General features: G+C 58.3%; 26 protein-coding genes. 13 read left to right on the forward strand and 13 right to left on the reverse strand.

Translation table 11 applies throughout. The annotated features are described in order from the left end of the window. Positions 1–66 precede the first annotated feature (66 nt). Positions 67–1,623 carry a bifunctional metallophosphatase/5'-nucleotidase gene (locus tag BLT54_RS12630; protein ID WP_074645562.1) on the reverse strand — a complete coding sequence of 519 codons (1,557 nt, stop codon included), beginning with the start codon at positions 1,621–1,623 and terminating at the stop codon, positions 67–69. A 126-nt stretch (positions 1,624–1,749) separates the two neighbouring features. After that, complete coding sequence (locus BLT54_RS12635) at positions 1,750–2,352, reverse strand: TetR/AcrR family transcriptional regulator (protein WP_074645564.1); 603 nt, start codon at positions 2,350–2,352, stop codon at positions 1,750–1,752. Positions 2,353–2,425: 73 nt separating this feature from the next. Between BLT54_RS12635 and BLT54_RS12640 the strand changes: the two genes are divergently transcribed. The 3 genes from BLT54_RS12640 (at position 2,426) to BLT54_RS12650 (ending at position 4,157) form a co-directional block, all read left to right on the forward strand. Then, the gene (locus BLT54_RS12640; protein ID WP_074645827.1) at positions 2,426–2,680 is read left to right on the forward strand and encodes a putative antibiotic biosynthesis monooxygenase; all 255 of its coding nucleotides are present in this window, start codon (positions 2,426–2,428) and stop codon (positions 2,678–2,680) included. 67 nt (positions 2,681–2,747) lie between these two features. Beyond that, complete coding sequence (locus BLT54_RS12645; RefSeq protein WP_074645567.1) at positions 2,748–3,083, forward strand: DUF952 domain-containing protein; 336 nt, start codon at positions 2,748–2,750, stop codon at positions 3,081–3,083. After that, positions 3,084–4,157 (forward strand): quinone-dependent dihydroorotate dehydrogenase, encoded by a 1,074-nt coding sequence (locus tag BLT54_RS12650; RefSeq protein WP_074645569.1) that lies wholly within the window; start codon positions 3,084–3,086, stop codon positions 4,155–4,157. 7 nt (positions 4,158–4,164) lie between these two features. Here BLT54_RS12650 and BLT54_RS12655 read toward each other — a convergent pair whose 3' ends face one another. Genes BLT54_RS12655 through BLT54_RS12665 form a run of 3 tightly spaced genes read right to left on the reverse strand, consistent with a single transcriptional unit; the run spans position 4,165 to position 6,411 of the window. Further along, the gene (locus BLT54_RS12655) at positions 4,165–5,490 is read right to left on the reverse strand and encodes an MATE family efflux transporter (protein WP_074645571.1); all 1,326 of its coding nucleotides are present in this window, start codon (positions 5,488–5,490) and stop codon (positions 4,165–4,167) included. Between the two features lies 1 nt (position 5,491). Continuing rightward, positions 5,492–5,989, reverse strand: coding sequence for a PaaI family thioesterase (locus tag BLT54_RS12660; protein ID WP_074645573.1), 498 nt, complete (start codon positions 5,987–5,989; stop codon positions 5,492–5,494). After that, positions 5,989–6,411 carry a PaaI family thioesterase gene (locus tag BLT54_RS12665; protein ID WP_074645576.1) on the reverse strand — a complete coding sequence of 141 codons (423 nt, stop codon included), beginning with the start codon at positions 6,409–6,411 and terminating at the stop codon, positions 5,989–5,991. The genes BLT54_RS12660 and BLT54_RS12665 overlap by 1 nt, the downstream gene beginning before the upstream one ends. 175 nt (positions 6,412–6,586) lie before the next feature. On the opposite strand from BLT54_RS12665, the gene BLT54_RS12670 reads away from it, so the two are divergent. The 9 genes from BLT54_RS12670 (at position 6,587) to BLT54_RS12710 (ending at position 15,834) form a co-directional block, all read left to right on the forward strand. Further along, on the forward strand, positions 6,587–7,768 hold the full coding sequence (locus BLT54_RS12670) for a putative manganese transporter (RefSeq protein ID WP_083351807.1): 1,182 nt from the start codon (positions 6,587–6,589) through the stop codon (positions 7,766–7,768). Positions 7,769–7,819: 51 nt separating this feature from the next. After that, complete coding sequence (locus tag BLT54_RS12675) at positions 7,820–8,194, forward strand: MerR family transcriptional regulator (RefSeq protein ID WP_074645579.1); 375 nt, start codon at positions 7,820–7,822, stop codon at positions 8,192–8,194. A 468-nt stretch (positions 8,195–8,662) separates the two neighbouring features. Beyond that, positions 8,663–9,061 (forward strand): MerR family transcriptional regulator, encoded by a 399-nt coding sequence (locus BLT54_RS12680; protein ID WP_074645581.1) that lies wholly within the window; start codon positions 8,663–8,665, stop codon positions 9,059–9,061. Positions 9,062–9,091: 30 nt separating this feature from the next. Beyond that, entirely contained in the window at positions 9,092–10,864 is a 1,773-nt protein-coding gene (locus tag BLT54_RS12685) for an acyl-CoA dehydrogenase C-terminal domain-containing protein (protein ID WP_074645583.1), read from the forward strand. A gap of 97 nt (positions 10,865–10,961) precedes the next feature. After that, positions 10,962–11,174, forward strand: a complete 213-nt coding sequence (locus tag BLT54_RS12690; RefSeq protein ID WP_074645585.1) for a hypothetical protein — start codon at positions 10,962–10,964, stop codon at positions 11,172–11,174. A gap of 154 nt (positions 11,175–11,328) precedes the next feature. Continuing rightward, positions 11,329–11,970 (forward strand): glutathione S-transferase family protein, encoded by a 642-nt coding sequence (locus tag BLT54_RS12695; protein ID WP_074645588.1) that lies wholly within the window; start codon positions 11,329–11,331, stop codon positions 11,968–11,970. 20 nt (positions 11,971–11,990) lie between these two features. After that, positions 11,991–13,202 (forward strand): acetyl-CoA C-acetyltransferase, encoded by a 1,212-nt coding sequence (locus tag BLT54_RS12700; RefSeq protein ID WP_074645590.1) that lies wholly within the window; start codon positions 11,991–11,993, stop codon positions 13,200–13,202. Between the two features lie 2 nt (positions 13,203–13,204). Continuing rightward, positions 13,205–13,615, forward strand: a complete 411-nt coding sequence (locus BLT54_RS12705; protein ID WP_074645592.1) for a hypothetical protein — start codon at positions 13,205–13,207, stop codon at positions 13,613–13,615. Between the two features lie 11 nt (positions 13,616–13,626). Then, positions 13,627–15,834 (forward strand): 3-hydroxyacyl-CoA dehydrogenase NAD-binding domain-containing protein, encoded by a 2,208-nt coding sequence (locus BLT54_RS12710; RefSeq protein WP_074645594.1) that lies wholly within the window; start codon positions 13,627–13,629, stop codon positions 15,832–15,834. 207 nt (positions 15,835–16,041) lie between these two features. On the opposite strand, the gene BLT54_RS12715 is transcribed toward BLT54_RS12710, so the two are convergent. Both BLT54_RS12715 and BLT54_RS12720 read right to left on the reverse strand, forming a co-directional pair. After that, positions 16,042–16,740 carry a Hint domain-containing protein gene (locus tag BLT54_RS12715; RefSeq protein WP_074645596.1) on the reverse strand — a complete coding sequence of 233 codons (699 nt, stop codon included), beginning with the start codon at positions 16,738–16,740 and terminating at the stop codon, positions 16,042–16,044. Between the two features lie 359 nt (positions 16,741–17,099). Then, positions 17,100–17,765, reverse strand: coding sequence for a sulfotransferase family 2 domain-containing protein (locus tag BLT54_RS12720; RefSeq protein ID WP_074645598.1), 666 nt, complete (start codon positions 17,763–17,765; stop codon positions 17,100–17,102). A 172-nt stretch (positions 17,766–17,937) separates the two neighbouring features. Here BLT54_RS12720 and BLT54_RS12725 point away from each other — a divergent pair, with 172 nt between their 5' ends. Beyond that, the gene (locus BLT54_RS12725; RefSeq protein ID WP_074645600.1) at positions 17,938–18,957 is read left to right on the forward strand and encodes a hypothetical protein; all 1,020 of its coding nucleotides are present in this window, start codon (positions 17,938–17,940) and stop codon (positions 18,955–18,957) included. Positions 18,958–19,102: 145 nt separating this feature from the next. Here BLT54_RS12725 and BLT54_RS12730 read toward each other — a convergent pair whose 3' ends face one another. From BLT54_RS12730 to cdd, 6 genes are all read right to left on the reverse strand, one after another. Next, positions 19,103–20,677 carry an SPOR domain-containing protein gene (locus BLT54_RS12730; RefSeq protein ID WP_074645603.1) on the reverse strand — a complete coding sequence of 525 codons (1,575 nt, stop codon included), beginning with the start codon at positions 20,675–20,677 and terminating at the stop codon, positions 19,103–19,105. 71 nt (positions 20,678–20,748) lie between these two features. Continuing rightward, on the reverse strand, positions 20,749–21,381 hold the full coding sequence (upp, locus tag BLT54_RS12735; RefSeq protein WP_074645829.1) for a uracil phosphoribosyltransferase: 633 nt from the start codon (positions 21,379–21,381) through the stop codon (positions 20,749–20,751). Continuing rightward, positions 21,374–22,366, reverse strand: a complete 993-nt coding sequence (locus tag BLT54_RS12740) for an adenosine deaminase (protein WP_074645606.1) — start codon at positions 22,364–22,366, stop codon at positions 21,374–21,376. The genes upp and BLT54_RS12740 overlap by 8 nt, the downstream gene beginning before the upstream one ends. Continuing rightward, complete coding sequence (locus tag BLT54_RS12745) at positions 22,363–23,574, reverse strand: phosphopentomutase (RefSeq protein ID WP_074645608.1); 1,212 nt, start codon at positions 23,572–23,574, stop codon at positions 22,363–22,365. Before BLT54_RS12745 ends, BLT54_RS12740 begins: the two co-directional genes overlap by 4 nt. Further along, on the reverse strand, positions 23,571–24,881 hold the full coding sequence (locus tag BLT54_RS12750; RefSeq protein ID WP_074645830.1) for a thymidine phosphorylase: 1,311 nt from the start codon (positions 24,879–24,881) through the stop codon (positions 23,571–23,573). Before BLT54_RS12750 ends, BLT54_RS12745 begins: the two co-directional genes overlap by 4 nt. Positions 24,882–24,886: 5 nt before the next feature. Then, complete coding sequence (gene cdd / locus BLT54_RS12755) at positions 24,887–25,273, reverse strand: cytidine deaminase (protein ID WP_074645610.1); 387 nt, start codon at positions 25,271–25,273, stop codon at positions 24,887–24,889. Positions 25,274–25,414 lie beyond the last annotated feature (141 nt).

Here is a 25,414-nt window from a genome sequence, read left to right on the forward strand (position 1 = left end):
AAAGCCCCCGCAACGGTAGCGAGGGCTTTCCAAATTTTCCAGCGTCAAAGAGGGGTTTGCGCCCCCTTATTTGACGGTGATGCGACCGTCTGTGTAGGGCGTGTAGGGGCCATTCTGGATCAGATATTCGGCCACAACATCGGCCACATCGGGACCGAAATCATAGGCATTCTCTGCCGAAATGAACATTTTGAACCCATCGCCACCGTTGCGGACGTAGTTGTTGGACACAACGCCGTAGACCTTATCCAGATCAATCGGCGCACCGCCCACCATCACGTCAGACACACGCGAACCGACTTCGGCAGAGCCGTCATAGGCATAGGTCAGACCCGCAACTTGCAGGAAACGACCCGCCACATCGGTCAACTGGCTCACGCCATTTTCAAGCGCTTCGACGATGGTTGAGCCGGGCACATAGAAGGTGGAGAGGGTGTTTTGGAACGGCAGAACGGTCAGCACTTCGCCCATCGTCACCGGCCCCGCATCAATAGAGGACCGCACACCGCCACCGTTTTGCAACGCGATTTCGATGCCTTGATCTTTCACGCGGGCCAACATGGCATCTGCCAAAAGCGTGCCCATCTCGCATTCCATCGTGCGACAGGCGTTTTTGTCGCCATCAATCGCTGCGGAGGTTTCGGCGACGACCTTGTTGCGGATTTCCTCAAGCGGAACAGCCGCTTCGGCGATGCGTGCGACGGTGACCTCGTCCTCGGACACGGCAGCATCCATGATGATCGGCGCGCCAACGGCTTCGGTGATCTCACCATCGTCGTCAAAGGTGACGTTCAATTCACCCAAGAATTTGCCATATGCATAGGCGGAGAGGATAGCGGTGTTCCCAACCATGGTCGGATACGGCCCTTCGGCCCCCTCCATGTCGCCCAAAAGCGTGTTGGAGTGACCGCCGACGATCACATCCACGCCGGTGGTGTTGGCGGCAACGGCTTTGTCGACGTTATAGCCGGAATGGGACAGAACGATGATTTTGTTCACGCCCTCGGCGGTGAGTTTGTCGACTTCGCCCTGAACCGCGTCCGAGGGATCGGTGAAAATCACGTTCGGGCCGGGAGAGGCCAATTCGTCCGTGTCATGGGGCGTCAGGCCGATCAGGCCGATCTTTTCGCCGCCGCGTTCGATGATGGTGGATTTGAGCAGCTTGTCCGCCAACAAAGGCTCGCCGGAGAAATCGGCGTTCGACATCAGGACCGGAAAGGTGACCGCATCCATAAAGCCGCGCAGCACTTCGGGGCCGTCGTCGAATTCGTGGTTGCCCACCGTCATCGCGTCATAGCCGAGTTTGTTCATCATCTCGGCGGCCAGTTTGCCTTTGTAATAAGTATAGAACAGCGTGCCTTGGAATTGGTCACCGCCATCGACGAGGATGGCGTTGTTCGACCGCTTGCGCGCCTCTTCCACGGCGGTCACAAGACGGGCCGAGCCCCCGAAACACTTGCCTTCGGTGTTGTCCTCGGAAGAACAGCCGGCATCGTATTTCGAAATCGGCTCAAAGCGCGCGTGGAAATCATTGGTGTGGAGGATGGTGAGCGAATAATCAGCATAGGCCGCACCAGCGGAGACCATCATAGCCGCCGAAGTCAGAAGGATTTTTTTGAGCATTTCTGCACCCCTGTTGAATTGATACCATAAACCCTGACGAGAGTTGACCGAAGAGTCAAAGCTCTAACCTCTTCATCAGCTACATTTCACATGTAACAGTTTTGTAACGCACGAATGACAGGCAGGTCATTGTTTTTCGACAATCCAGCCAGACACCACATCACGGGCCAACCGATGCGGATCTGTCGTAAGGCGATCTGTGAGCAATCTCAGCCAAGCCGCCGCCATGATCGTATCCGCCAAGGCGTCCGGTTCGACACCCTCGCGCAATTCACCCCGTGCCTGCGCCCAACCGACCGCCTCACTCAATGCCGCCAAACGCTCCAAACGATAGCCCTCCAATGCCTCCGCCACATCCTTATCCGACTGCGCCTCAGCAATGATCAAGCGAAACACCTGCCCTTCGGGTGTTTGCCAGAATGCAAACACAAAGCGGTAAAACTCCGCGATGGTATCAACCAGATTGCCCTTGTCGCGGTGCTGATGCGCACCTTTGGAACGCTCATAAACGGCGATCAAAAGCGCGCCGCAGCTCGGCCACCATTTGTAAAGCGTTGCTTTGCCCGCCCGCGCGCGCCGTGCTACCGCCTCCATCGTCAGGCCATGCACGCCCTTTTCGCGCAACAAATCACCAGCAGCATCCAGAATCGCCGCCTCCGTTGCCGGGTTGCGCCGCGCGCCAATCGACCGCCTTTGCGGCTTTGCACACTCCCCTGTGGACTCTGGCACAGACGACCTCCTTTACATATCAGAACGCACCGTTCATATGAAACGAAACGCATCGTTCCGTTTGGAGTATCACATGCCCACTGTCGCCACCAGCCCCACAGTCGCCACCAGCCCCGCAACCCCGCGCAAACCCAATCGCCTGCGGTTCAGCGCCTTTGTTTTTCTTGGCGTCTACCCTTTGGTAACCGCCGTAATCTATGCCCTCGCCCCTGTCACAAACGACTGGCCAATCTGGCAACGCAACCTCGTCATGGTGCCGATCATCGTTCTGTCCATGGTGTTTTTCATCATCCCACGCATTCACAGACATTTTGGTCGCTGGCTGTGACCCTGCGCCCCCCGCAGGGACACAAAGTCCCATTGACCAAGTGCTGCAGCACTGGCATCTGAGAGACATGCATATTTACAAAATCTTCCGGGCCCCCGAATGGGCGGCCATGCAGGCCGGCGGCGAGACCCTTGGTGCGCCTGTTGATCTGGCCGATGGCTATGTCCATTTCTCCACCAAAGATCAGGTCAAAGAGACCGTGACCAAATGGTTTGCGGGCGAAGAGGGTCTGCATATTCTCGCCTGCGACAGCGACGCGATGGCCCCGCATATCAAATGGGAACCGTCGCGTGGCGGTGCCTTGTTCCCACATCTCTATCGTGCCCTGCGCATGGATGACATCCTTTGGGTCAAATCCCTGCCGCTTGGTCCCGATGGGCATCTCTTTCCAGAGGATCTATAAATGACTCTCTTTGAACAGGTTGGCATGGCGCTTTTGCGCAGCCTCGACCCGGAGAAATCCCATCACTTCGCCCTGTCCGCCCTGCGCGCGGGCTTGGCCCCCCTGCCCGGTCCGATCACATCGACGCGGCTGAAAACCAAAATCGCAGGCCTTGAGATGCCCAATCCCGTGGGTCTGGCCGCCGGGTTTGACAAAAATGCCGAAGCCATCCCGCAACTGGCGCGCGCGGGCTTTGGCTTTATCGAATTGGGCGCTGCCACTCCGCGTCCCCAGCCGGGCAACCCAAAACCGCGTCTGTTTCGCCTGAGCGAAGATCATGCGGTGATCAACCGTTTTGGGTTTAACAATGACGGGATGGAGGCGATCGGAAATCGTTTGGCGCGCTGTCGCCAGTCGACCCACCGCGCCAAAATCCCCGTTGGCCTGAACCTTGGTGCCAACAAAGACAGCGAAGATCGTGCCGGTGATTTCGCCAAAGTGCTGGCCCATTGCGGCAATGCGATTGATTTCGCCACGGTCAATGTCTCCTCGCCCAACACCGAGCGCCTGCGCGATTTGCAGGGGCCTGAGGCGCTTGAGGCGCTGTTGCGTGGCGTGTTGGAGGCGCGCACAGGTTTGGATCATAAAGTACCGGTGTTTTTGAAAATCGCCCCGGATTTGGAGGCCTCCGAGTTGTCCGAACTGGCCGAGGTGGCGCGCAAATCCGGCATTGACGCGGTGATCGCCACCAACACCACTTTATCGCGTGAAGGTTTGAAATCTGCACATAAAGGCGAGATGGGCGGTCTGTCAGGTCGTCCATTGTTCGAAAAGTCCACGCGGGTACTGGCGCAATTGTCCCGCAACTTGGGCGATGATCTCCCTTTGATCGGGGTCGGGGGCATCGCCTCCGCCTTAGATGCCTACACCAAAATCCGCGCCGGGGCCTCGGTCGTTCAGCTCTATTCAGCCATGGTCTATCAGGGTCTCTCTCTGGCCCCGCGCATCGCGCGTGGTTTGGACGATCTGCTCAAACAAGACGGGTTTGACACGGTGGCGGAAGCGGTCGGCACCAAGCGCGGTGATTGGCTTTAACCCATCTTTAACCCACGCGCGTGGCCTGTGCCTCAAGCCCCGGATATTTCCACAAAAGCGTCGCACCCCGCGCGATATAGCTGACCATCAGCGCGGCCCAAAGCCCGTGATTGCCAAAGAGCGGGATCATGACCGCGACGGCGATGACATAGGCCAAAAGCGACAGGATCATCATGTTGCGCATATCGCGGGTGCGGGTTGCGCCGATGAAAATCCCGTCCAACATCCAGGCCGCCAAGCCCAAAAGCGGGGCCAAAACCATCCACGGTAAAAACGCCCGCGCCGCAATGCGCACATCAGAAGCGGTGGTCATGGTGTCGATGATCGCACCGCCAAAGACGGCAAAACCCAGCGCCAAAAGCCCAGAGGCGATCAGCCCCCAAAACGAGGCCAGCAAAGCGCCGCGCCGCAACGCCGCGCGCGAACGTGCGCCAAGCGCATGACCGACAATGGCTTCGGCAGAAAAGGCAAAGCCATCGAGCGCGTAGGCGGTGATCTCGATAAACTGCATCAAGATTTGGTTGGCCGCCAAAGTGCGGTCGCCAAACCCGGCACCGAGAAAGGTAAAGCTGACCATGACGGCCAACAGCAACACGGAGCGGATCATAATATCGGTGTTGACCTTGGCCATATAGATCAGCCGCGCCCGGTCAAACACCCGTGCCCAATCGCGCCAACTTGGCACGTTGAACGCATCGCGACAGAGCCAAAGCCCCATCAACGCGCCGCTGACCTCGGCCAAAACCGTTGCCGTCGCCACGCCCTGAACACCCCAGCCCAACCCCAGCACGAACCAGAGGTCCAAACCGATGTTCAACCCGTTCATCCACAATTGCAGCACCAAGACGCCGCGGGTGCGCTCCTGGGCGATCAACCAGCCGGTGATGCCGTATAGCGCGATGGCAAAAGGCGCGGACCAGATGCGGATGGAAATATAACTGCGGGCAAGGCTTTCGACCTCGGGCGAGGCCGGAGACAGGCGAAAGGCGGCCCAAAGAATCGGCATTTGAAATGCAATCAACGCGACACCGCCGACCACACCGATCATCAAAGCGCGGGTCAAAAGGGCGGCCACTTCGCCCGTATCCGCGGCCCCGCGCGCCTGTGACACCAACCCGGTGGTGCCCATGCGCAAAAAGCCGAAGAGCCAGTAAATTGACGCCAAAATGATCGCGCCAACGCCCACGGCCCCAATCGGTGCGGCCAGTCCCATTTGCCCCACCACGCCCGTATCCACCGCGCCAAGGATCGGCACGGTGGCGTTGGACAGTACGATGGGAATGGCGATTTTAAGGACCCGTTTGTGGGTCAATGCCACCGATGCGTCGGTCATTTCAGGGCTGCACCTCAAGCTCGGGCATCAAGAAATGCCCCATGGCTTGTACGGTCGGTCGCGCCCGGTTGTCCTGCCACGCCTCCACCCGCACAGAGGCATAACGCCGCCCCGCGCGGGTGATCTCGGCGCGCGCATAGGCATCGCGCGGCAGGCCAGAGCGCAGATAATCCACAGTTATATCAATGGTTTTCGGTAAGGCGGGCATCACCTCCACGCTCTCCCCCGCCTCCATCCGTGGCCAAATCAAAGACCAGCCCAGCGAAATGATCGCCGTGACCTCCAAAAACGCCGCCAAAGCCCCGCCATGCAGCGCAGGCAGGGTTGGATTTCCAATCAAATCAGGACGATATGGCATGATCGCGGTCAATTCATCGCCGCGCCGTTCAAATTCAAATCCCATAAAGGCGATATAGGGCACACGCGCCACCAAGGCCGCGAGCGCCGCATCGCGCCGTTCTTTGACGACCTGGACGGGTTCGGGTTTGGCTCGCACCATCACGCGCGCTCCACGGTAAAGGCCCCTGTGGCGGCGGCAACGGGCACATCGGAGGTGCCATCATTGGCCGACACCCGCACGAAAGCGACAGAGCGGGTCATATGGTAACAAATCGCATGGGCGGTGATGGTCGCGCCGGGTTTTGCGGCGCGCATGTAATCTATTCTCAGATCAATCGTGGCAGTCGCCGGCCCTGATTTCGGATGACTCATAACGGAGGCCCCGGCGCATGTGTCCATCAAGGCGGAGACCGCGCCACCGTGGATCACGCCCGTGTCCGGGTCGCCGATCAGCGCTTCAGAGTAGGGCATAAAAATCTCTGCCTCCCCCTGACCGATCGAATCAAGTTTCATGCCAAGCGCCCGGCAATGCGGCAGGGCTTCGATGAATTGGCGGGCAATTTTTGTACGTTCTTCGGTCATGAAAGGCTCATTGGAGACGGCTTAATGGCTGTGCACAGCGGTGCTTTTGGGCGGTGGCGGGCAAAATTCGACCCTTTGGGCATGGCTTTGCATAATGTGGCTTGCAACACGGGCTGCAAGGTTTATCTTCTGCAATTAAGAATGACTTGCAACTAACCCCACGGAAGTTTCCCGCATGACCAACATTGCCCGCCCCAATGAAGCCCGCGTCGAAGCCCGCGTCGCGGTGCCCGATACAGTGCCCCTGGCAAAACTGGCGATCCAGCGGCCACTGCGTTTCAAACGTGCCATCATCGCCCTCGCTTTTGTCGCTCTGGCGCTGGCCCCAGCTCCACTTGGCGCGCTCACCCGAGAACAAATGACCGACGCCTTCACCCAAGTCTCCGCCTTTGTCGCCGCCACATTGTTGTTGTTTTACGGCGCAGAACGGGTGTTTCGGTTTAGTATGGGCGAGACGCTCAAGGGGGCGAGATGGATGCAAGTGCCACTGGCCTCCTTGTTGGGTGCCACCCCCGGATGTGGCGGCGCGGTGATTGTGATCGCGGCCTATTCCAGCGGCAATGTCGGCTTTGGCGCGGTGGTGGCGACACTCACGGCGACCATGGGCGACGCGGCGTTTTTGTTGATCGCCACCCGGCCTGATGCGGCGCTTGTGGTTCTGCCATTGTCTTTCGCCACGGGCATTCTGTTTGGCTGGTTTGTGGATGTGGTCCACCCCAACGGCGTGACGCGCAGCGCAGGCTCCGCCTGTGAGTTGGCACCCCGGATTGGCCGCATCCGCCCGCGCGACATCGCCTATCTCGTGCCGCTCTTCCCGGCGCTTGCCGTTGGTGTCGCACAACTGGCACAGATCGAACTTACAACCCTGTTCGGCATCCCGATCACTGTCTTCGCGCTGATTGGCACCGGCATGGGTCTGGTGATTTGGGTCCTCTCGCCGGTTCAGGCGATGACCCACCCGGACGATGCACCGGTGACGCGCATGGCGGAGGAAACCTCGTTTATCTCTGTCTGGGTGATCGGGGCCTATCTGACCTATGAATATGCGGCGCAGTTTTTGGGTCTGGACCTTGCCGCATTGTTTTCCTCGATCGCGCCACTGTTGCCGCTGATCGCCATTCTGATCGGATTCATCCCCGGTTGCGGCCCGCAAGTGTTGGTCACCACGCTCTATATCAACGGGCTGATCCCCTTTGCGGCCCTTTTGGGCAATGCGATTTCCAATGATGGCGACGCTTTGTTCCCCGCCATCGCGTTGGAACCGCGTGCGGCCGTGCTGGCCACCGCTTATACCGCAATCCCGGCCTTGATCCTGAGCTATATCGTTTACTATGGTTTCCCAAACGTTCTGAATTAAGTTGCGAAACTAAACCCACCAGTTTAGATGCGACGTGAGGAGAGTGAAGCCATGTCTGATCAACGTCTCACGTTTAAGGAAATGTGCGCGCAGTTCGATGTGACGCCGCGTACCCTGCGATATTACGAGTATATCGAATTGCTGGCCCCCGAAAAGGAAGGCCGGTCACGGTTTTACACCCCGCGCGAACTGGCGCGGATGAAACTGATCCTGCGGGGGCGGCGCTATGGGTTCTCGCTCGAAGAGATTCGCCAATGGCTGTCGATCTACGAAGAACAAGGCACCGACGCACAATCGGCGGCCTTTATCGACTTGGCAGATCGTCAACTTCAAGCGCTCACAGAACAACGCCAAGACCTCGACAAGGCGATTGAAGAACTCAAGAAACTGCGCGCAGACACTCTGGCGGGCGGCAAGCCCGCCTGAGGGCCGCCGCCGCCTCACATCCAAAATGACCCTAAGGCGTGGCCGCTTCTGTGGTTTGGCCTTCCATTCAGGTTTGACCTCCCACTCAATGTCACGAATGCCTACGACGCAACGTCTTTGACGATCAAAGCTCGTCGATTGCTCTTTAACCGCGCCCTAGGCCGCGTCCCCTCAAAGCCGCCCGGCGCAGAATACACATAAAAACCAAAGCGCTTTTAATCCTGTTTTTCCTGACATTCCCTTGTTCTTCAGATCAATTCCCCAAACCGTTTGCAATCAATCTAACGAATGAATATCTTTTGACTGAGACGATCCGACGCGCAAAACTTGCCTGATCGGAAGTGACGCCACGTTTCGATTAAAGAGATGGGCAAGAAGCGAATAAGATGGGGCGAAGGCAGAGCTTACGCCCCACAGTCGGTGTGTGGATCATATCCACAGTCGACGGGAAACGGAGTAAACCGCCCGATGACGAAAGAGGTAATGACCATCCGCGAAATGTGTGAAGCGTTCGAGGTAACGCCGCGCACGTTGCGCTTCTATGAGGCCAAAGAACTGATCTTTCCGATCCGTGAGGGACAGAAACGTCTGTTCACCAAACGCGATCGGGCTCGTTTGAAACTGATCATGCGGGGCAAAAAATTTGGCTTTTCTTTAGAAGAGATCCGGCAATTGCTGGATCTGTTCTCAGAGAAAGACGGAGGGGTGGCGCAGCTGCGCGAGACGTTAAAATCGTATCGCGTTAAGCTTGCGGAGATGGAGGAGCAAAAACAACTGCTCCTCAGTGTCATGGCCGATTTGGAGCATGAGATTGAGTTCGCCGAAACCGAACTTGAGAAACAGACACGCGAGGGCACAAAAAGCTGACCTCGCGAGACACGCAAAGGGAGATCAGCCATGCCGAGTTACACGGCGCCGACGAAAGACATTCAATATGTTCTGCACGATGTGTTGAACATCTCGAACTCAGAGGTGCCGGGCTATGCCGACCTCGACCGCGAATTTACCGAAGCCATTTTGGACGCCGCAGGCCAATTGGCCTCCGAAGTGATTGCGCCATTGAACACGGTTGGCGACACAGAAGGCTGTACCTTTGAGAATGGCGTGATCACCACGCCGACCGGGTTCAAAGCAGCCTTTGAGCAAGTCAAAGAAGGCGGCTGGCCGGGGCTTGATCTGCCCGAAGAATACGGCGGCCAAGGATTGCCCTATCTGATCAGCACTGCCGTGGGCGAATTGTTTTCCGGTGCGAACCAGGCCTTCACCATGTATCAGGGCCTGACCCATGGTGCGGCTTCGGCGATCTTGGTGCATGGCACCGAGGATCAAAAAGCCACCTACCTGCCGAAAATGACGTCTTGCGAATGGACCGGGACGATGAACCTGACGGAGCCGCATTGTGGCACCGATCTGGGCCTGATGCGCACCAAGGCCGAGCCACAAGACGACGGCTCCTACAAGATCAGCGGCCAAAAGATTTTCATCTCGGCGGGCGATCACGACATGTCCGACAACGTCATCCACCTCGTGCTGGGCAAGATTGTGGGCGGGCCTGAGGGGATCAAAGGCGTGTCCCTGTTCATCGTGCCAAAATTTCTGGTCAACGAAGACGGCTCTGTTGGCGCACGCAATGGCGTGTCCGTTGGCTCCATCGAAGAGAAAATGGGCATCCACGGCAACTCGACCTGTGTGATGAACTATGACGAAGCGACAGGCTACCTTTTGGGCGACATGCACAAAGGCATGCGCGCGATGTTCACCATGATGAACGAGGCGCGTTTGGGCGTCGGCATGCAGGGCCTCGCCCAAGCCGAAGCCGCCTACCAAAACGCCGTGATCTACGCCAAGGACCGGCTTCAGGGGCGTGCTGTCACTGGCGCTGAAAACCCCGATGGCCCCGCCGATCCGCTGATCGTGCACCCCGACATCCGCCGCAACCTGATGGATCAAAAGAGCTTTATCGAGGGCGCGCGGGCCTTTATGCTTTGGGGCGCGCAATTGATTGATGCGGGCCACAAGGGCGGCGACACAGCCGCTGAGGGCCTCGTGTCCCTGATGACGCCGGTGCTCAAAGGGTTCCTCACCGACAAGGGCTATGAGGCGACCGTGAACGCGCAACAGGTCTATGGCGGCCATGGCTATATCGAAGAATGGGGCATGTCCCAATTCACCCGCGATGCCCGGATTGCGATGATCTATGAGGGTGCGAACGGCGTTCAGGCGCTTGATCTTGTCGGCCGCAAATTGGCGCAGGACGGTGGCAAACATGTCATGGCCTTCTTTGACATGGTCAAAACCTTTTGCAAGGAAAACGGCGACGGCGATATGGCGGAATTTGTTGATCCGCTGAAAGCCGCCTCGAAAGACCTGCAAAGCGCGGGCATGTATTTCATGCAAAACGGCATGAAAAACCCGAACGCGGCACTGTCTGGCTCTTATGACTTCATGCATCTGTTTGGCTATGTCTGCCTTGGCCTGATGTGGGGTCGGATGGCGAAAACCTCGCTCACCGCGCTGGCGAATGGCACCGATGATCCCGAGTTCCACAAGAACAAACTGATCACCGCGCGCTATTACATGGCCCGTTCGTTGCCGATGACCGGCACGCTGTTGAAACGCATCGAATCTGGTGCCGATCCGGTGATGGCGCTGGCCGCCGAAGCGTTCTAAACTCGGGTTACCTTGATCTTTTGGCCCCTCGCCCGGATGTCGGGCGGGGGGTCTTTTTATGTGTCGGTCCAAATGGGCCAAATGACGGAGCGTAACCATGCCCAAGCGCTTTAGAATGACGCGGCGTTTTCCTGTTTCTATGACCGAAGATGGCTATCGTCGTCTCAAACGGTTCGCGAGGGAGGCGGGACTGGATGAGGGAGAGGCTTTGTCTTTTCTATTCGAAAATTTCACCTCCGTCATAAACGAAGACACGCTTGAACACCGGATGCGACTGTTCAATGCAGATTTGGAGAAAAGGAAAAAATGACCCAAACCGCGCACCTTGTCAGAGCCTGCGTTTTGACGCCCGTGCTGCGCGGTGAGTATTTTTCCAACGATGAAGCTGAGGCACATCGAACCTTTGCAATGCGCCTGTTCTGCCCCCATGTTTGGGTCAACGTTGCAGCACAAGGATCGAACAGATGACGGCACAGCTCTATTGCTTTGGCGAAAGCGGGCATTCCTACAAAGTGGCCTTGACCCTGACCTTGGCAGAGCTGCCGTGGGAGCCGGTCTATGTTGACTTTTTCAACGGTGAATCGCGCAGCGATGCGTTTCGCGCGCTCAATCCGATGGGCGAATGCCCGGTCTATGTCGATGTGGATCTGACCCTGACGCAATCGGGCGTGATCCTGACTGAGTTGGTCAAAATGACCGGAACGTTTGGCGGCGCGGATGAGGCCGAGCAACGCGAAGTGTTGCGCTGGGTGCTTTGGGACAACCACAAAATGTCCTCACAAACCGGCATGACCCGGTTTTTGATGAACTTTGTGCCGGAGGACAAACGGCCACAAGAGGTCATCGCCTTTATGCAAGGCCGATTGAAAGCCGCCTATGCCACCTTGAACGGTGCTTTGGCGGATCGCGATTGGGTTGCGGGCACGACAGGCCCGACCATCGCGGATTTTTCCTGTTGTTCTTACCTGTTTTACCCCGAACCCTTTGGGTTCGTGCGGGCCGATTGGCCCAATATTGACGCTTGGCTGCGGCGGATCGAAACCCTGCCCGGCTGGAAACACCCATACGATATGATGCCCGGCTCCCCCATGGACCGGGCCCAGTGACGACGAGTTGGAGGATCTGAATGACTGACGCATATATTTATGACGCCGTGCGAAGCCCGCGCGGCAAGGGGCGCAAGGACGGTTCCCTGCACGAGGTGACATCCGCGCGCCTGTCCGCGCAAATCCTGAACGCTGTGAAAGAGCGCAACGGTTTGGACGGTCATGCCGTAGAGGACGTGATCTGGGGGAACGTGACCCAGGTCGGCGAACAGGGCGGCTGTTTGGCACGGACCGCCGTTTTGGCCTCCGATCTGGATCAATCCATTCCGGGCCTGGCGATCAACCGCTTTTGCGCCTCTGGCATGGAGGCGGTGAACATCGCCGCCAACCAGATCAAAGGCGGCGCAGGCATGGGATACATCGCCGGTGGTGTCGAAATGATGGGCCGGGTTGCGATGGGCTCGGATGGCGCAGCAATCGCCGTCGATCCGGCCTTGGCGATGAAAACTTATTTCGTCCCGCAAGGCATCTCCGCCGACATCATCGCCACCGAATACGGCTTTACCCGCGAACAGGCCGACACTCTGGCCGTGCTGTCGCAAGACCGCGCAGAGGCGGCGTGGAAGGACAACCGTTTCGCCAAATCCATTGTTCCGATCAAAGACATCAATGGCCTGACCATCCTTGATCACGACGAATACATGCGCCCCGGCACCACGGTGGAGGCGCTTGGCAATTTGAAAGCCTCGTTCAAAGACATGGGCGAAGTGATGCCCGGCTTTGATAAGATCGCGATGATGAAATATCCGCATCTTGAGGCGATCAACCACATCCACCATGCGGGCAACTCCTCGGGTATTGTGGACGGGTCCGCAGCCGTTTTGATCGGCAACAAAGAGTTTGGTGAAAAATGGGGCCTCAAGCCCCGCGCGCGCATCCGTGCGACGGCGAAAATCGGCACCGATCCGACGATCATGTTGACCGGACCTGTGCCCGTGACCGAAAAAATCCTGCGCGACAGCGGCATGTCGATTTCGGACATCGACCTGTTTGAGGTCAACGAGGCCTTCGCCGCCGTGGTGATGCGCTTTATGCAGGCATTTGACGTCGATGACAGCAAAGTCAACGTCAACGGCGGCTCCATCGCCATGGGCCACCCGTTGGGCGCGACAGGCGCGATCATCATTGGTACACTTCTTGATGAATTGGAACGCACTGGCAAAGGCACAGGCCTTGCCACGCTGTGTATTGCCTCGGGCATGGGGGCGGCGACGATTATCGAAAGGATCTAAATGTGAATGAGGCGGAGTTCCGGGCGTTCCTTGACGACATTTCAACCTGTTTTATCACGGGTGATTTCGACACTTGGGCCAACCGTATCCTCCTGCCTTTTTCCATGGTGCAAAAACGAGGCCCCGTGATGTTTCAGACCCGCCACGAGTTGAAAGCGGATTTCGACCTTTATCTTCAGGCTTGTGAAATCATGAAGCTGGACGAAATCTACCGCCGCCCGATCTCGCTTGAGGACTGCCACGACGGGACCTTTATCGCAACCTATGAGACACAACTGTTGAGCCACGGCCAGCGTGCGACGGCACCTTATACCGCCTCCGCACTGATCCATGCCACAGAGGACGGCTACAAAATGTCGTCGATCCTCAACGCGCTTGGACACCAAACCTGGACCGGAACCAGCCCCGCATGAGAGGGAAGAGAATGACTGATTTTCACTATAGCGTAGACAGCGACGGCGTGGCCGTCATCACCTGGGACATTGCCAACAAAAGCATGAATGTGCTGTCCATCGAGGGCATCAGCGAATTGAACGACTGTGTCGATCAGGCGCTGGCGGACGAGGCCGTCAAAGGCATCGTGATCACCTCCGGCAAGGCGGATTTCGCCGGCGGCATGGATTTGAACATCATCGCCAAAATGCGCGATGACGCAGGGGCCGAGCCAGCCAAGGGCCTGTTTGACGGCATCATGTCGATGCATGCCATCCTGCGCAAAATCGAACGCGCGGGCATGGACCCGAAAACCAACAAAGGCGGCAAACCGATTGCCTCCGCCCTGCCCGGCACGGCGCTTGGGATCGGGTTGGAATTGCCCTTGGCGACGCACCGCATTTTTGTGGCCAACAACCCAAAGGCCAAAATCGGCCTGCCGGAAATCAAGGTCGGCATCTTCCCCGGCATGGGCGGCACCACGCGTGTATCGCGCCTCTTGGGGGCGATGGCGGCGGCTCCGATCCTGTTGGAAGGTCGGATGTTGGACCCGATCAAAGCCAAATCCACAGGCCTTGTGCATGAGGTGGTTGAACCCGCCGAATTGCTGGCCAAAGCCAAAGAGTGGGTTTTGAATGCGACAGACGCCGACATCCTGAAACCATGGGACGCGAAGGGGTGGAAAATGCCCGGCGGCGCGCCCTATCACCCGGCGGGTTTCATGACCTTTGTCGGTGCGTCCGCCATGGTCAATGGCAACACGATGGGCGTTTACCCTGCGGCCAAGGCCTTGCTCTCGGCGGTCTATGAAGGCGCCATGGTGCCCTTTGACACCGCGATCAAAATCGAGGCGCGTTGGTTCACCAACGTGTTGTTGAACCCATCGTCCTCCAACATGATCCGATCGCTGTTCATCAACAAAGAGGCCTTGGAAAAAGGCGCGAACCGCCCGGATGTGGCCGATCAAAAGGTCAGGAAACTCGGCGTTTTGGGCGCGGGCATGATGGGCGCAGGCATTGCCTATGTCTCGGCCAATGCGGGCATTGAGGTCGTGTTGATCGACCAGAAACAAGAGGCCGCGGACAAGGGCAAAGCGCTGTCGGAAAGCATCCTCGACAAAGGCATCGCCCGTAAAAAGGTGACCTCGGAAAAGAAAGAATCCGTGCTCGCCAACATCACCGCCACCACCGATCTGGACGCGCTCAAGGGCTGTGATTTGATCGTCGAAGCGGTGTTTGAGGACATCGGCGTCAAGGCGGAAATGACCAAAAAGGTTGAGGCCATCGTTGGCCCGGACTGTGTTTTCGCCTCCAACACCTCGACCCTGCCAATTACTGAACTGGCCAAGGCCTCCGTGCGCCCGGATCAGTTCATCGGCATCCATTTCTTTAGCCCGGTCGACAAGATGCTTTTGGTCGAGATCATCAAAGGCAAAGAGACCGGCGATGTGGCCGTGGCCAAGGCGCTCGATTTCGTCCGCCAGATCCGCAAAACCCCGATCGTCGTCAATGACGCGCGCTTTTTCTACGCCAACCGTTGCATCATCCCCTACATCAACGAAGGGGTGCGGATGGCCGCCGAGGGCGTTGAATTGCCGCTGATCGAGAATGCCGCAAAACTTCTGGGCTTCCCGCTTGGGCCGCTTCAGTTGATTGACGAAACCTCCATCGACCTCGGCGTGAAAATCGCCAAAGCGACCAAAGCCGCCATGGGTGACGATTACCCGGACGAGGCGGTGGACGAGGTGGTGTTTTGGATGTTCGATCAGGGCCGTTTGGGCAAAAAAGCCAACGCGGGCTTTTATGACTACGACGACAAAGGCAAACGCGGGATGCTTTGGGACGGGTTCACCGCCGAGTACCCGACAGCGGACGTCCAACCCGAGCTTGACGAAGTGCAACACCGGTTGATGATGGCACAGGTGTTGGAAGCGGTGCGCGCGCTTGAGGACGGCGTGTTGACCGACATTCGCGAAGGCGATGTGGGTGCGATCCTGGGCTGGGGCTTTGCGCCGTGGTCGGGTGGTCCGTTTGCCTGGCTCGACATCATCGGGGCGGCAAAGGCCGTTGAAATCTGTGACAACCTCACAGCCACCCACGGCCCGCGCTTTGAAACCCCGGCTCTGTTGCGCGAAATGGCTGACAAAGGTCAGTCTTTCTATGGCCGCTTTGGTGCCGGTGTGGACAGCAAAGCCGCCTAAGCAAAGATCATCAAAATCATGCTTGGCCCTTCCCTCTCGGGGAGGGCCTTTTCATGCACCTCGGCGCAGTGGTTCCATCATGGACTGGGCCAATTTAAAGCGTCACGCCTTTAACCTGAGACAGGGGAAAGGTGTGACGCTGCCAGACATATCAATGGTGTGGGCGTTCCGCCATAAACCCGTGAAACAGGTTTATGGCGGAACGCTTTAGATCGCGTAACGGACCTCTTGCTGTTGCGCCCGCATCCATGCGGCGTCCAAATTGTCTTCGTCGATCATTGCATTCACCACCATCCGCGCCACATCAAAGGACAAAACCTCATATCCCGGTGCGGCAGCCGCGTCCAACATCCCCAAAATCGTGGTGTGACAGTCCGCCGGGCAATGAAACAGCACTCCGACATTGGCAAAAACCAACTGCTCCGTTTCAAAATGCAGCACAACCACTTCAATAGGCCGGTGCGGGTTTCTGCGCTCGATGCCCCTATATCCGTCCAAGGCCAACGCCGGGATCAAAACAAACGGATCGTCAAACATGGCTTCGCCAAGATCGGATTCAACCATCACCGATTGCTCCGGCAAAAGCGTCATCGCCGCATCATTACCCAAGACCCCCGCAGGCACGAACAGCGGCCAATGGCGCATCGGCGTGGAGCCATGGTTGGCAAAGCTCCAGGAACGCGACATGCTGCGCAGGGTTTGCAATCCGGCATCAAAGGTCAGAACTTGATCGCCTTGCTGCAACGCTTCGACATTGCGCCATCCATGCTCTGTGGCCACTTGCGTGCCTGCCACAAGACCAGTGGACAAAATATCCATCCCACCAAGCGCACCGTCCCACGCCGCCGAACGCCCGTGGGCATCGCGAACAAAGGTCTTTTGAAACATCTGTTCCAGCATCTTCATAGCATCATCCCCTTATCTTGGAGCCTCTTTTTGGGTGGCAGCCCGAGGTCTGCATTGACGGTGAAGATAGAAAGCCTTTGGCGTGCGGTCACAGTTCGGCCCGTTTGGGACACAAATGGGGCATAATCCCGACACGAGTGCAAATCTGCGCGATTTACGTCAATTGTTCACGAGTTTGATAACAGTTTCTTAAGTTTTTTATCCGGCCCGTGCGATGAACCAAGTATTAACCAAGTATTCTTGGCCCTTCTGACGCCCTCCCCGCAAGAATCATTTAAAATCGAAACCAATTCGATCGCGGCGCACAGCCTGTTCGGTCACAGGACCACAAGCCCGCGCAGCAGACCGTCCAAATCCGGTCACATTTGCGATGCAGAGGGCGCGAATTCATAGTCAAATCGGGCAATGTCTTCGGCGGCGATCCGGGCCACGATCTGTGCGTCCCGATCCGAATAAAAGCCGCGAAAATCACGCGCCCGCGTTGAGGCATTCACCCGCTCAATCGGCGACAGATCAAACCCAAGATGCGTCCAAAGCGGCGCAAGATCCGCCTCCAACGCCTCAAGCCGGGCATAAAGCACCGCCCGCTCAACGCCCGCGCCATCCGTCACATAGGACCGATACGGCACGGACAGGGCACGCAGGGTTTCTGGCGCATTCAGAAACGTCGTGAAGTCGGACGCCTTGGCCAAACGCACCGCCGGGTGATCCCACGGTTGCGCCTGTAGCCAATGGTAATAGGACACGATCCGGTCCCAGGGATTGCGCACAAGGGTAAAGATGAAATAGTCGTCAAACGCCTCACGCGCCACGACGCCCTCGATGTCCGCAAGCTGGGAATGTTTCCACAACCGCCCCTGAGCCGACAGCGATTTGACCCGCGGTCGCCGCTTGACCGCCTTCGGCGTGTCCCCGATCAGAATATCACCGGCCATGGCACGCGCCTCCAACGCCAGCGACAGCGCCGTGCCCCCAGTTTTGGGAATATGGACAAAGATATAAGAGCGCCCGGATGAGATAATCATAGGGTCACTTTATACGGTTTTTTCGGTTTCTGAATCCCGAAATGCGAAAACACCCCCGAATCCCCGACAAAGCTATGGTGGTTTTACATCCCACCTGGGCCGCAGTGATTGTCGCCCCTGACAATCCACGTTAGATTGAAGACAATAGATATAATGAAAGAGCAGCTCGCGCATGATCGCGCTCACCGAATTCGACCGGCTCGAAGCCAGCGCCCTGTGGCGACCCGAGGGAGACAGCCAGCGGGTCGAGGTGATTGTGTCCGTCGGCGAGGCGACGCTGACCCTGTCCGATATCAAGGGCCGTGCGCTGACGCATTGGTCTTTACCTGCGGTCATTCGGATGTCTCCCCCCGGCGAACGCCCCGCCGCCTTTGCCCCTGCCCCTGACACGGACGAACAGGTCGAGATCGACGATGAGCTGATGATCGAGGCCATCGGGCGCATCCACCGCGCCATTGATCGCGCGCGGCCGCATCCCGGTCGGCTGCGCGGCGCGATCTATGCCGGCGTCGCAGTGGCCGCCGCGGGGCTGGTGCTGTTTTGGCTTCCCGGCGCGCTCATCCGCCAAACCGTGTCCATCGTGCCAACTGTGACCCGCGCCGAAATTGGCACCGGACTTTTGGACCGCATCCGCCGCCTTTCCGGCGCGCCCTGTGATACGGTCCATGGCACGCGCGCCCTTGAACGCCTGAAAACCCGGCTGTTTCCCAAGGGGGGCGGGCAAATCGTGGTGGTGACCAGCGGTGTGGCCGTGTCTCAACATCTGCCCGGCGGCATCCTGCTTTTGAACCGCGCCTTGGTTGAGGATTACGAAGACCCGGATGTTGTGGCCGGATATGTGCTTGCAGAATTGGAACGCGCCGCCGAACATGATCCGCTGGATCGGCTGTTGCATGAGGCGGGATTGATGGCCTCGATCCGACTTTTGACCACCGGGCATCTGTCAGAAGAGGTGCTTGACGCCCATGCCGAAAGCCTGTTGACCACGCCCTTGACGGTCCCCGACATGGGGTCGCTTATCGCCCAATTCGCCCGCACCGAGGTACATAGCGCGCCCTACGCCTATGCGCTCGACATCACCGGCGAAACCGTTTTACCGCTGATCGAAGCGGACGGTGTTCAGATCACCAAGACCCGCCCCGTCTTGTCCGATGGCGACTGGGTTGCCTTGCAAGGGGTTTGTGGCGGTTAACGCGTTGTCACATGGGTTAACACACTGTCACATGGGGTTAACGCAGTGTCACAAATCCCGTTAACATCCTGTCATAAAAGAAAACCCCCGCCAAATGCGGGGGATTCTTTTTTTATTTTTATTATTCTGCCTCGTTAACTCAACGCTATTTGCGTGCGAATGCGTCCCCATAGCCAGCCCCGCGGACCGACGCTAAAGCGGACATGGTTTGTTCAGGCCGGGCAAATGGACCGGCCAAAACAATCTTAAGGGGCTTGCCGTTGCGCGTTAAAACTTGCGACGAAACGGGAAAACCCATGGACGACAAACGCGCGATTGAGCGTTCGGCATTTTCAGGCACACCAAATGTACCAACTTGAACGTAACGCAAACCGGATTGTGCGGCTTGCGGTTGCGCCGTAGCCGTAGGTGTCCGGTTTGGTGCCATAGATTTTGTCGACACGCGGGTCGGAGCGACATAAGTCTGCGCCGCTGGAGCGCGCGCCACTTGTGCCGTGGTTTTGGATTTGAATGGCGATCCGAACAGCCATTCCCAGAATGTCTTTTTGCGCGGCGCATAAAGATCATAAGCTGGAGTGGTTTGGGTCCAGATCTGCGCCATCTGAAGATCGCCCCGCGCGGTGATCGGCCCGCGATAGGGGTTTAAACGCCCGTCAGTCCATGCCTGCGTATAACCGGCAGGCAATGCCATTGGCACGGGCTGCGGCAAAGCATAGGGGTCAATCCCGGCCGCGCGCGCCACTTGCACCGTATTGGAATTTTGGGTCGACAGGCGGGTTGCAGTCCGGTTCTGAATATAGGCTGACGGATGCTGAGCTTGCGGACCACAACGCACGGCATAACGCCCGCCCGTGTTCATATATTGCGCCGCATTCCCGCTTAGACCCGCGCAGTGCGTGGTCATCATATCGGGTGCGGCACTGGCCATCATCATCGGCGCTGGCGCGACTGCGGCATAGGTCGGCACCGGGGCCACCATGACCGGGGCTTTCTTGACCGGGATGCGCACCAATGTCGGCTCGGTCAGGGTCCTGCGATTGCCATCTGCGGTCCGCACCGTCACGCCCGCAGGCAGACGTTTGAGAATATATTCAACCTCGCCCGTGTCACAGCGCAACTCGCCGCCGGACATGGTCGCCACACAGCCACGGTCCCCAACGGCTTTGCCAACCAACCGATCCAGAGACGGCAAAGATGGTGCTTGCACAGTTTGCGCCACGGGTAAGGGCGCCGGAACAGCCGCTTTCGGGATCGTTTTGGGCGGGGTCGCTTTGGGAGGGGTCGCTTTGGACAGGACTGCGGTCGTCGCCGTGGGCATAGGCGTCGTGGGCACAGACGTTGTGGGTTTCACCGACATCTTGGGGGCGGCAGGTTTTATGGGGGCCGCTGCGGCAACCTGGGTCTGTGCCGGTGCGTCAACCGGATCAGGGATCACGGGCAGCTTGTGTGTGACTGACTCAAATGTCGGCTTGAACCCGCAAAGCACGCGGCGATCCCGGCTGACGCGGGGCACCCATTGCACCCCATCACCATATCCGGCACGCACGTAGACACAACCGCGACTGTCGACATACTGCGTACCCTTAAAGGAGGCCGGCGGAAACTCCGCAGGCTCATCCGCAGTATAGAGCGCCTTTGCCTCGGCATCCCAAACGCCAAGGCTTGCCCCACCCAACATCGCGATCAGCGCCGCGCCGGAAATCGTTCTCAAAGCCTGCATTATCTGGCCCCACACAAGATATTGTGCACAGCCTACCCTAGAAGTGATTCGCTGTTAAGAGGGGAAATGGCTTATTTTGTGCCAAACATGCGATCGCCCGCATCCCCTAGCCCAGGAACAATATATCCATGGTCATTGAGGCATTCATCCACAGCCGCTGTCACGATAGGCACGTCTGGATGCGCCTCTTTCATGCGTTTGATGCCCTCAGGCGCTGCCAAAAGGCACAGAAACCGGATATTCGTCGCCCCGGCCGCTTTCAATTTATCAATCGCGGCCACCGAGGAATTGCCCGTCGCCAACATCGGATCGACCGCAATCACCAAACGATCGCCCAAGTCTTCGGGCACTTTGAAATAATATTCGACTGGCTGAAGCGTCTTCTCATCACGGTAGAGGCCCACAAAGCCCACACGCGCCGAGGGGATCAGTTCCAGGATGCCATCCATCAACCCATTGCCCGCCCGCAGGATCGAAATCAGTGCCAGCTTTTTGCCATCCAGCGTCGGCGCGTCCATCTCCATCACCGGGGTCTGGATCGTCTTGGTCGTCATCTCCAATTCGCGCGTGACCTCATAGGCCAAAAGCAACGAAATCTCGCGCAACAACTGCCGAAACCCCGCCGTCGACGTGTCCCTGTCGCGCATGATGGTGAGTTTGTGTTGCACAAGCGGGTGGGTCACAACGGTCAGATGATCAAGCATCATTTTGCTCCAGTTTTTTAGCAACGGCCTCTCGGGTCGCGTCATCACAAAAGGCCGCCTCAAGGGCAACCTTGTTCAACTCCATGAAATCCTCGGCCTCCCAGCCAAAGGTCTCAGACAAACGGTCAAATTCACGGCGCATCGTGGTGTGGAAAAACGGCGGATCGTCGGTGGAAATGGTGACTTTCACACCGCGTTTGCGCAGCTCAGAAATGGGATGATCCGACCATGTCGGATAGACACCAAGCACCACGTTGGACCCTGGACAGACCTCCAAAACAATGCCTGCTTCGGCAATCTCATCGACCAGCGCCAAATCTTCGATGGCGCGCACACCATGGCCGATGCGTTCGACTTTCAAATCACGAATGGCGTCGCGCACGCTGTCCGGCCCGCCCCATTCGCCGGCATGGGATGTGAGCCGCAGCCCCGCCTCGCGCGCCATGTCAAAGGCATAGGTAAAATCACCCTGTGTGCCCATCGCCTCGTCGCCGCCCATGCCAAAGCCGGTGACAAAACCGCCGACGGTTTCCGCCGCACAGAGTGCGGTTTTCTTGGCCTGATCCGGGCCGAAATGGCGCACACAGGTCGGGATCGCGCGCATCACGATCCCCGCCTCTCGCTCCATTTCATCGGCGGCCTGCCCGATCGCGGCCACATAATCCCGCCACGCGACCACATCACCACCACCGCAAAAATCCGGGGCCAGAAAGCTTTCGGTGTAGATCACATTGGAGGCCGCACTTTCCTCAAGCACGGCGCGGGTCAGGCGGTAGTAATCCTGCGGCGTCTTCAACACCGATGTCGCCGCCTCATAGACTTTGAGAAAATCCCAGAAGTCTTTGTATTTATAGGCACCTTTTTCATCAAAAATCCCCGAAAGATCGGTCTTTTTTTCGGCGGCCAAACCGCGAATAAACGCGGGTGGAGCCGCGCCTTCAAGATGCATATGCAGCTCAATTTTAGGCAGATCCGAGACGCTCATAGAAAACTCCTTCCGGGGCCTTGGGCGGCAATGCCCAGATGCTCGGCGAGAGAGGCCGCCACATCGGTAAAGGCCACCGGGCCAATAGGTTTCACCCCCAAACCATAGCCCAGTACCGGCACCTGTTCACGGGTGTGATCTGTGCCGGGCCAGGTCGGGTCATTGCCGTGATCGGCGGTGAAAATCAAAAGATCGCCCGGACGCGCGCGCTCATAGAGCCGCGCCATTTGGGCGTCGAACCATTCAAGATGGCGGGCATAGCCGGAGACATCGCGACGATGACCATAAAGACTGTCGAATTCGACGAAATTGGCAAAGGTAAGCGAGCCGTCGGGGGCCTCCTCCATCACGTCGCAAAGATGGTCAAACAGCACCGCATCCGTGCCTTTACGAACCTCATCAATGCCCTGCATCGAGAAAATATCTCCAATCTTTCCAATCGCATAAACGGACCGACCCGCCGCTTTCGCCCAATCGCAAATCGTCGGAGCGGGCGGAGCTATCGCGTAATCATGGCGGTTTCCGGTGCGTGAAAACCCGTCTGCAACCGTGCCCACGAAAGGCCGCGCGATGACCCGGCCCACCTTCATTTTATGCAGGATCGGGGCGATGTCCTGGCACAGTTTCAAGAGCCGTTCGAGACCAAAATGCGCTTCGTGGGCGGCAATTTGAAACACGCTATCGGCGGAGGTGTAGCAAATCGGCCATCCGGTCTCGATGTGCTGTGCGCCCCACTCTTTGATCACCTCGGTGCCCGAGGCATGACAATTGGCCAATGTGCCGCCCGCGCCGCAAAGCTCGGCCACCTGATCCATCAGATCCTGTGGAAAAGACGGCAGGGTCGGCGGGAAATAATGCCAGTCCCACGGCACCGGAACCCCGGCCAATTCCCAATGGCCGGAGGGCGTGTCTTTGCCCGGCGAGACCTCCGCGGCAACGCCGTAAAGCCCCTCCGGCAGCGCGGTCAGACCGGGGGCGGGATCAGAGGTGGCGTGACCCATTGCGGCCCCAAGCCCAAGCGCATCGAGATGCGGAATATGGAGCAGACCGGAACGCCCCTCTTCGGCGCGACCCGCGGCGCAGGCGGCTGCAATATGGGCGATGGTATTGGCACCTTCATCGGGCAAATCGCCGTTGAAAAACGCATCCGCATCCGGCGCGCCGCCAAGGCCAACGGAATCCATCACAATCAAAAATGCACGCGTCATGCTGTTACCTTTTCATAAACCAATGGCGGCTCATCGGGCGCCTCGTCCACAATCGGGATCGCGGCGCGGATGGCGGCTTCGGCCCGGTCGGCGTCCGCAGGGGTCCGGGCGTGAATCGTCGCGATCAAAGCATCCTCGACCATCTCATCGCCGATCAAACAGCAATTGGAAATGCCCACAGCCGGGTCGATTTTTTCGCCGCCCTGAAGCCGCCCACCGCCCAAATGCACCACCGCCATGCCCAACGCATGACCGTCCATTGTGCCGACAAAGCCGGGCTTCAGAGCCACAACATCACGCACAATCGGTGCCGACGGCAGGCGGTCGCGCCAATGATCAACAAAATCGGCAGGCCCGCCCAACTCGGCAACCATCCGGCCAAACCGTTCGGCGGCGGAGCCATCGGTGAGCGTGCCACGCACCGCCCAGGTGGCTTGGTCCACGTCATCGGACAATCCTGCCAACACCAACAACTCCCCGCCCAGCGCGCAGGTCACATCACACAGGATATTGTCAACCTCGCCTGTGGTCAGCGCCTCCATCACCGCCATAAGTTCCAAAGCATTGCCCATCTCCGGGCAAAGCGGTTGATTCATATCGGTGATCAGGGCGGACGTCTTGCACCCTGCCCCATTGGCCGTGGTCACAAGACTTTGCGCCAAGGCACGGGCCTCTTTTGGCGTCTTCATAAACGCGCCGGAGCCGCATTTGACGTCCAACACCAAAGCGTCCAACCCAGCGGCGAGTTTCTTTGACAGGATCGAAGCGGTGATCAAATCAATGCTCTCAACCGTGCCGGTGACATCGCGAATGGCGTAAAGCCGTTTGTCAGCAGGGGCGATCGACCCGGTGGCAGAGACAACAGCACAGCCGACCCGTTCGACGATCTGATGAAACCGCGCCTCTGAGACCTCGGTTTTAAGGCCCGGAATGGCTTCGAGCTTGTCCAATGTGCCGCCCGTGTGGCCAAGGCCCCGGCCCGACACCATCGGCACATAGGCCCCCAAAGCGGCCAAGGCGGGGGCGAGCAACAAGGAGACGCAATCGCCGACCCCGCCAGTCGAATGTTTGTCAATCGCAGGCGCAGGCAAATCCCACCGCATCACCGCACCACTGTCACGCATCGCAAGTGTCAAAGCCACCCGTTCGGGATCGGACATGCCGTTCAGCAACGCGGCCATGGCAAAGGCCCCGGCCTGTGCATCGGTGACCGCGCCTGAGGCCAAGCCTTGGGCAAACCAAGCCAGTTCCTCTTGGGTCAGGACCCGTTTGTCCCGCAGTTTTTCGATCACCTGACGCGCATCCATCAGTTTCATTCCATATAATCGGGGGTGAAGGCACCGGGCAAAAGCTGCTCGATGGTCATGGTCAACACTTTGCCGGACATGGACCCCATGGTCACCTTCACCGACGGGTCAGCAAATTCACGCAGCTTTTGGCGACAGCCACCGCAGGGCGGCGTGGGCTCTTGGCTTGATCCGATCACGGCCACCTCTGTGATCACCGTTTCGCCCCCTGCGACCATCGCGGCAATGGCTCCGGCTTCGGCACAGGTGCCCTCCGGGTAGGCGGCGTTTTCGACGTTCACGCCGGTGAACACCGCACCCGAAGGCGTACGGATCGCCGCGCCGACTTTAAAATTTGAATAGGGCGCATAGGCCATTTCGCGGATTTTGGTGGCATCTTCGAGCAGGGTCATTGCAAAACGGGACCTTATTTTGGCGATATCTGGCGACATTTTTTAAAGCTTGGTCAAGATTGCGCGCCTGTACCACAAGATGCAAGTGGGATGCGCCTGAGACCTGTGCGCATCGTGCAATTTGCCCCGGTCTGCGGAAAA

The sequence above is a fragment of the Celeribacter baekdonensis genome (genome assembly GCF_900102315.1).
Classification (GTDB): Bacteria; Pseudomonadota; Alphaproteobacteria; order Rhodobacterales; family Rhodobacteraceae; genus Celeribacter; species Celeribacter baekdonensis.

Bases quoted from the DNA above. Each gene is read 5' to 3' on its own strand.
- BLT54_RS12730 (WP_074645603.1), bottom strand. From the start codon at position 20,677: ATGCAGGCTTTGAGAACGATTTCCGGCGCGGCGCTGATCGCGATGTTG.
- BLT54_RS12645 (WP_074645567.1), top strand. From the start codon at position 2,748: ATGCATATTTACAAAATCTTCCGGGCCCCCGAATGGGCGGCCATGCAG.
- BLT54_RS12715 (WP_074645596.1), bottom strand. From the start codon at position 16,740: ATGAAGATGCTGGAACAGATGTTTCAAAAGACCTTTGTTCGCGATGCC.
- BLT54_RS12665 (WP_074645576.1), bottom strand. From the start codon at position 6,411: ATGACCGAAGAACGTACAAAAATTGCCCGCCAATTCATCGAAGCCCTG.
- BLT54_RS12695 (WP_074645588.1), top strand. From the start codon at position 11,329: ATGACGGCACAGCTCTATTGCTTTGGCGAAAGCGGGCATTCCTACAAA.
- BLT54_RS12670 (WP_083351807.1), top strand. From the start codon at position 6,587: ATGACCAACATTGCCCGCCCCAATGAAGCCCGCGTCGAAGCCCGCGTC.
- cdd (WP_074645610.1), bottom strand. From the start codon at position 25,273: ATGACCCTGCTCGAAGATGCCACCAAAATCCGCGAAATGGCCTATGCG.
- BLT54_RS12660 (WP_074645573.1), bottom strand. From the start codon at position 5,989: ATGGTGCGAGCCAAACCCGAACCCGTCCAGGTCGTCAAAGAACGGCGC.
- upp (WP_074645829.1), bottom strand. From the start codon at position 21,381: ATGCTTGATCATCTGACCGTTGTGACCCACCCGCTTGTGCAACACAAA.
- BLT54_RS12655 (WP_074645571.1), bottom strand. From the start codon at position 5,490: ATGACCGACGCATCGGTGGCATTGACCCACAAACGGGTCCTTAAAATC.
- BLT54_RS12750 (WP_074645830.1), bottom strand. From the start codon at position 24,881: ATGGATGCGCGTCAGGTGATCGAAAAACTGCGGGACAAACGGGTCCTG.
- BLT54_RS12685 (WP_074645583.1), top strand. From the start codon at position 9,092: ATGCCGAGTTACACGGCGCCGACGAAAGACATTCAATATGTTCTGCAC.
- BLT54_RS12650 (WP_074645569.1), top strand. From the start codon at position 3,084: ATGACTCTCTTTGAACAGGTTGGCATGGCGCTTTTGCGCAGCCTCGAC.
- BLT54_RS12640 (WP_074645827.1), top strand. From the start codon at position 2,426: ATGCCCACTGTCGCCACCAGCCCCACAGTCGCCACCAGCCCCGCAACC.
- BLT54_RS12720 (WP_074645598.1), bottom strand. From the start codon at position 17,765: ATGATTATCTCATCCGGGCGCTCTTATATCTTTGTCCATATTCCCAAA.
- BLT54_RS12725 (WP_074645600.1), top strand. From the start codon at position 17,938: ATGATCGCGCTCACCGAATTCGACCGGCTCGAAGCCAGCGCCCTGTGG.
- BLT54_RS12700 (WP_074645590.1), top strand. From the start codon at position 11,991: ATGACTGACGCATATATTTATGACGCCGTGCGAAGCCCGCGCGGCAAG.
- BLT54_RS12675 (WP_074645579.1), top strand. From the start codon at position 7,820: ATGTCTGATCAACGTCTCACGTTTAAGGAAATGTGCGCGCAGTTCGAT.
- BLT54_RS12630 (WP_074645562.1), bottom strand. From the start codon at position 1,623: ATGCTCAAAAAAATCCTTCTGACTTCGGCGGCTATGATGGTCTCCGCT.
- BLT54_RS12690 (WP_074645585.1), top strand. From the start codon at position 10,962: ATGCCCAAGCGCTTTAGAATGACGCGGCGTTTTCCTGTTTCTATGACC.
- BLT54_RS12710 (WP_074645594.1), top strand. From the start codon at position 13,627: ATGACTGATTTTCACTATAGCGTAGACAGCGACGGCGTGGCCGTCATC.
- BLT54_RS12680 (WP_074645581.1), top strand. From the start codon at position 8,663: ATGACGAAAGAGGTAATGACCATCCGCGAAATGTGTGAAGCGTTCGAG.
- BLT54_RS12740 (WP_074645606.1), bottom strand. From the start codon at position 22,366: ATGAGCGTCTCGGATCTGCCTAAAATTGAGCTGCATATGCATCTTGAA.
- BLT54_RS12745 (WP_074645608.1), bottom strand. From the start codon at position 23,574: ATGACGCGTGCATTTTTGATTGTGATGGATTCCGTTGGCCTTGGCGGC.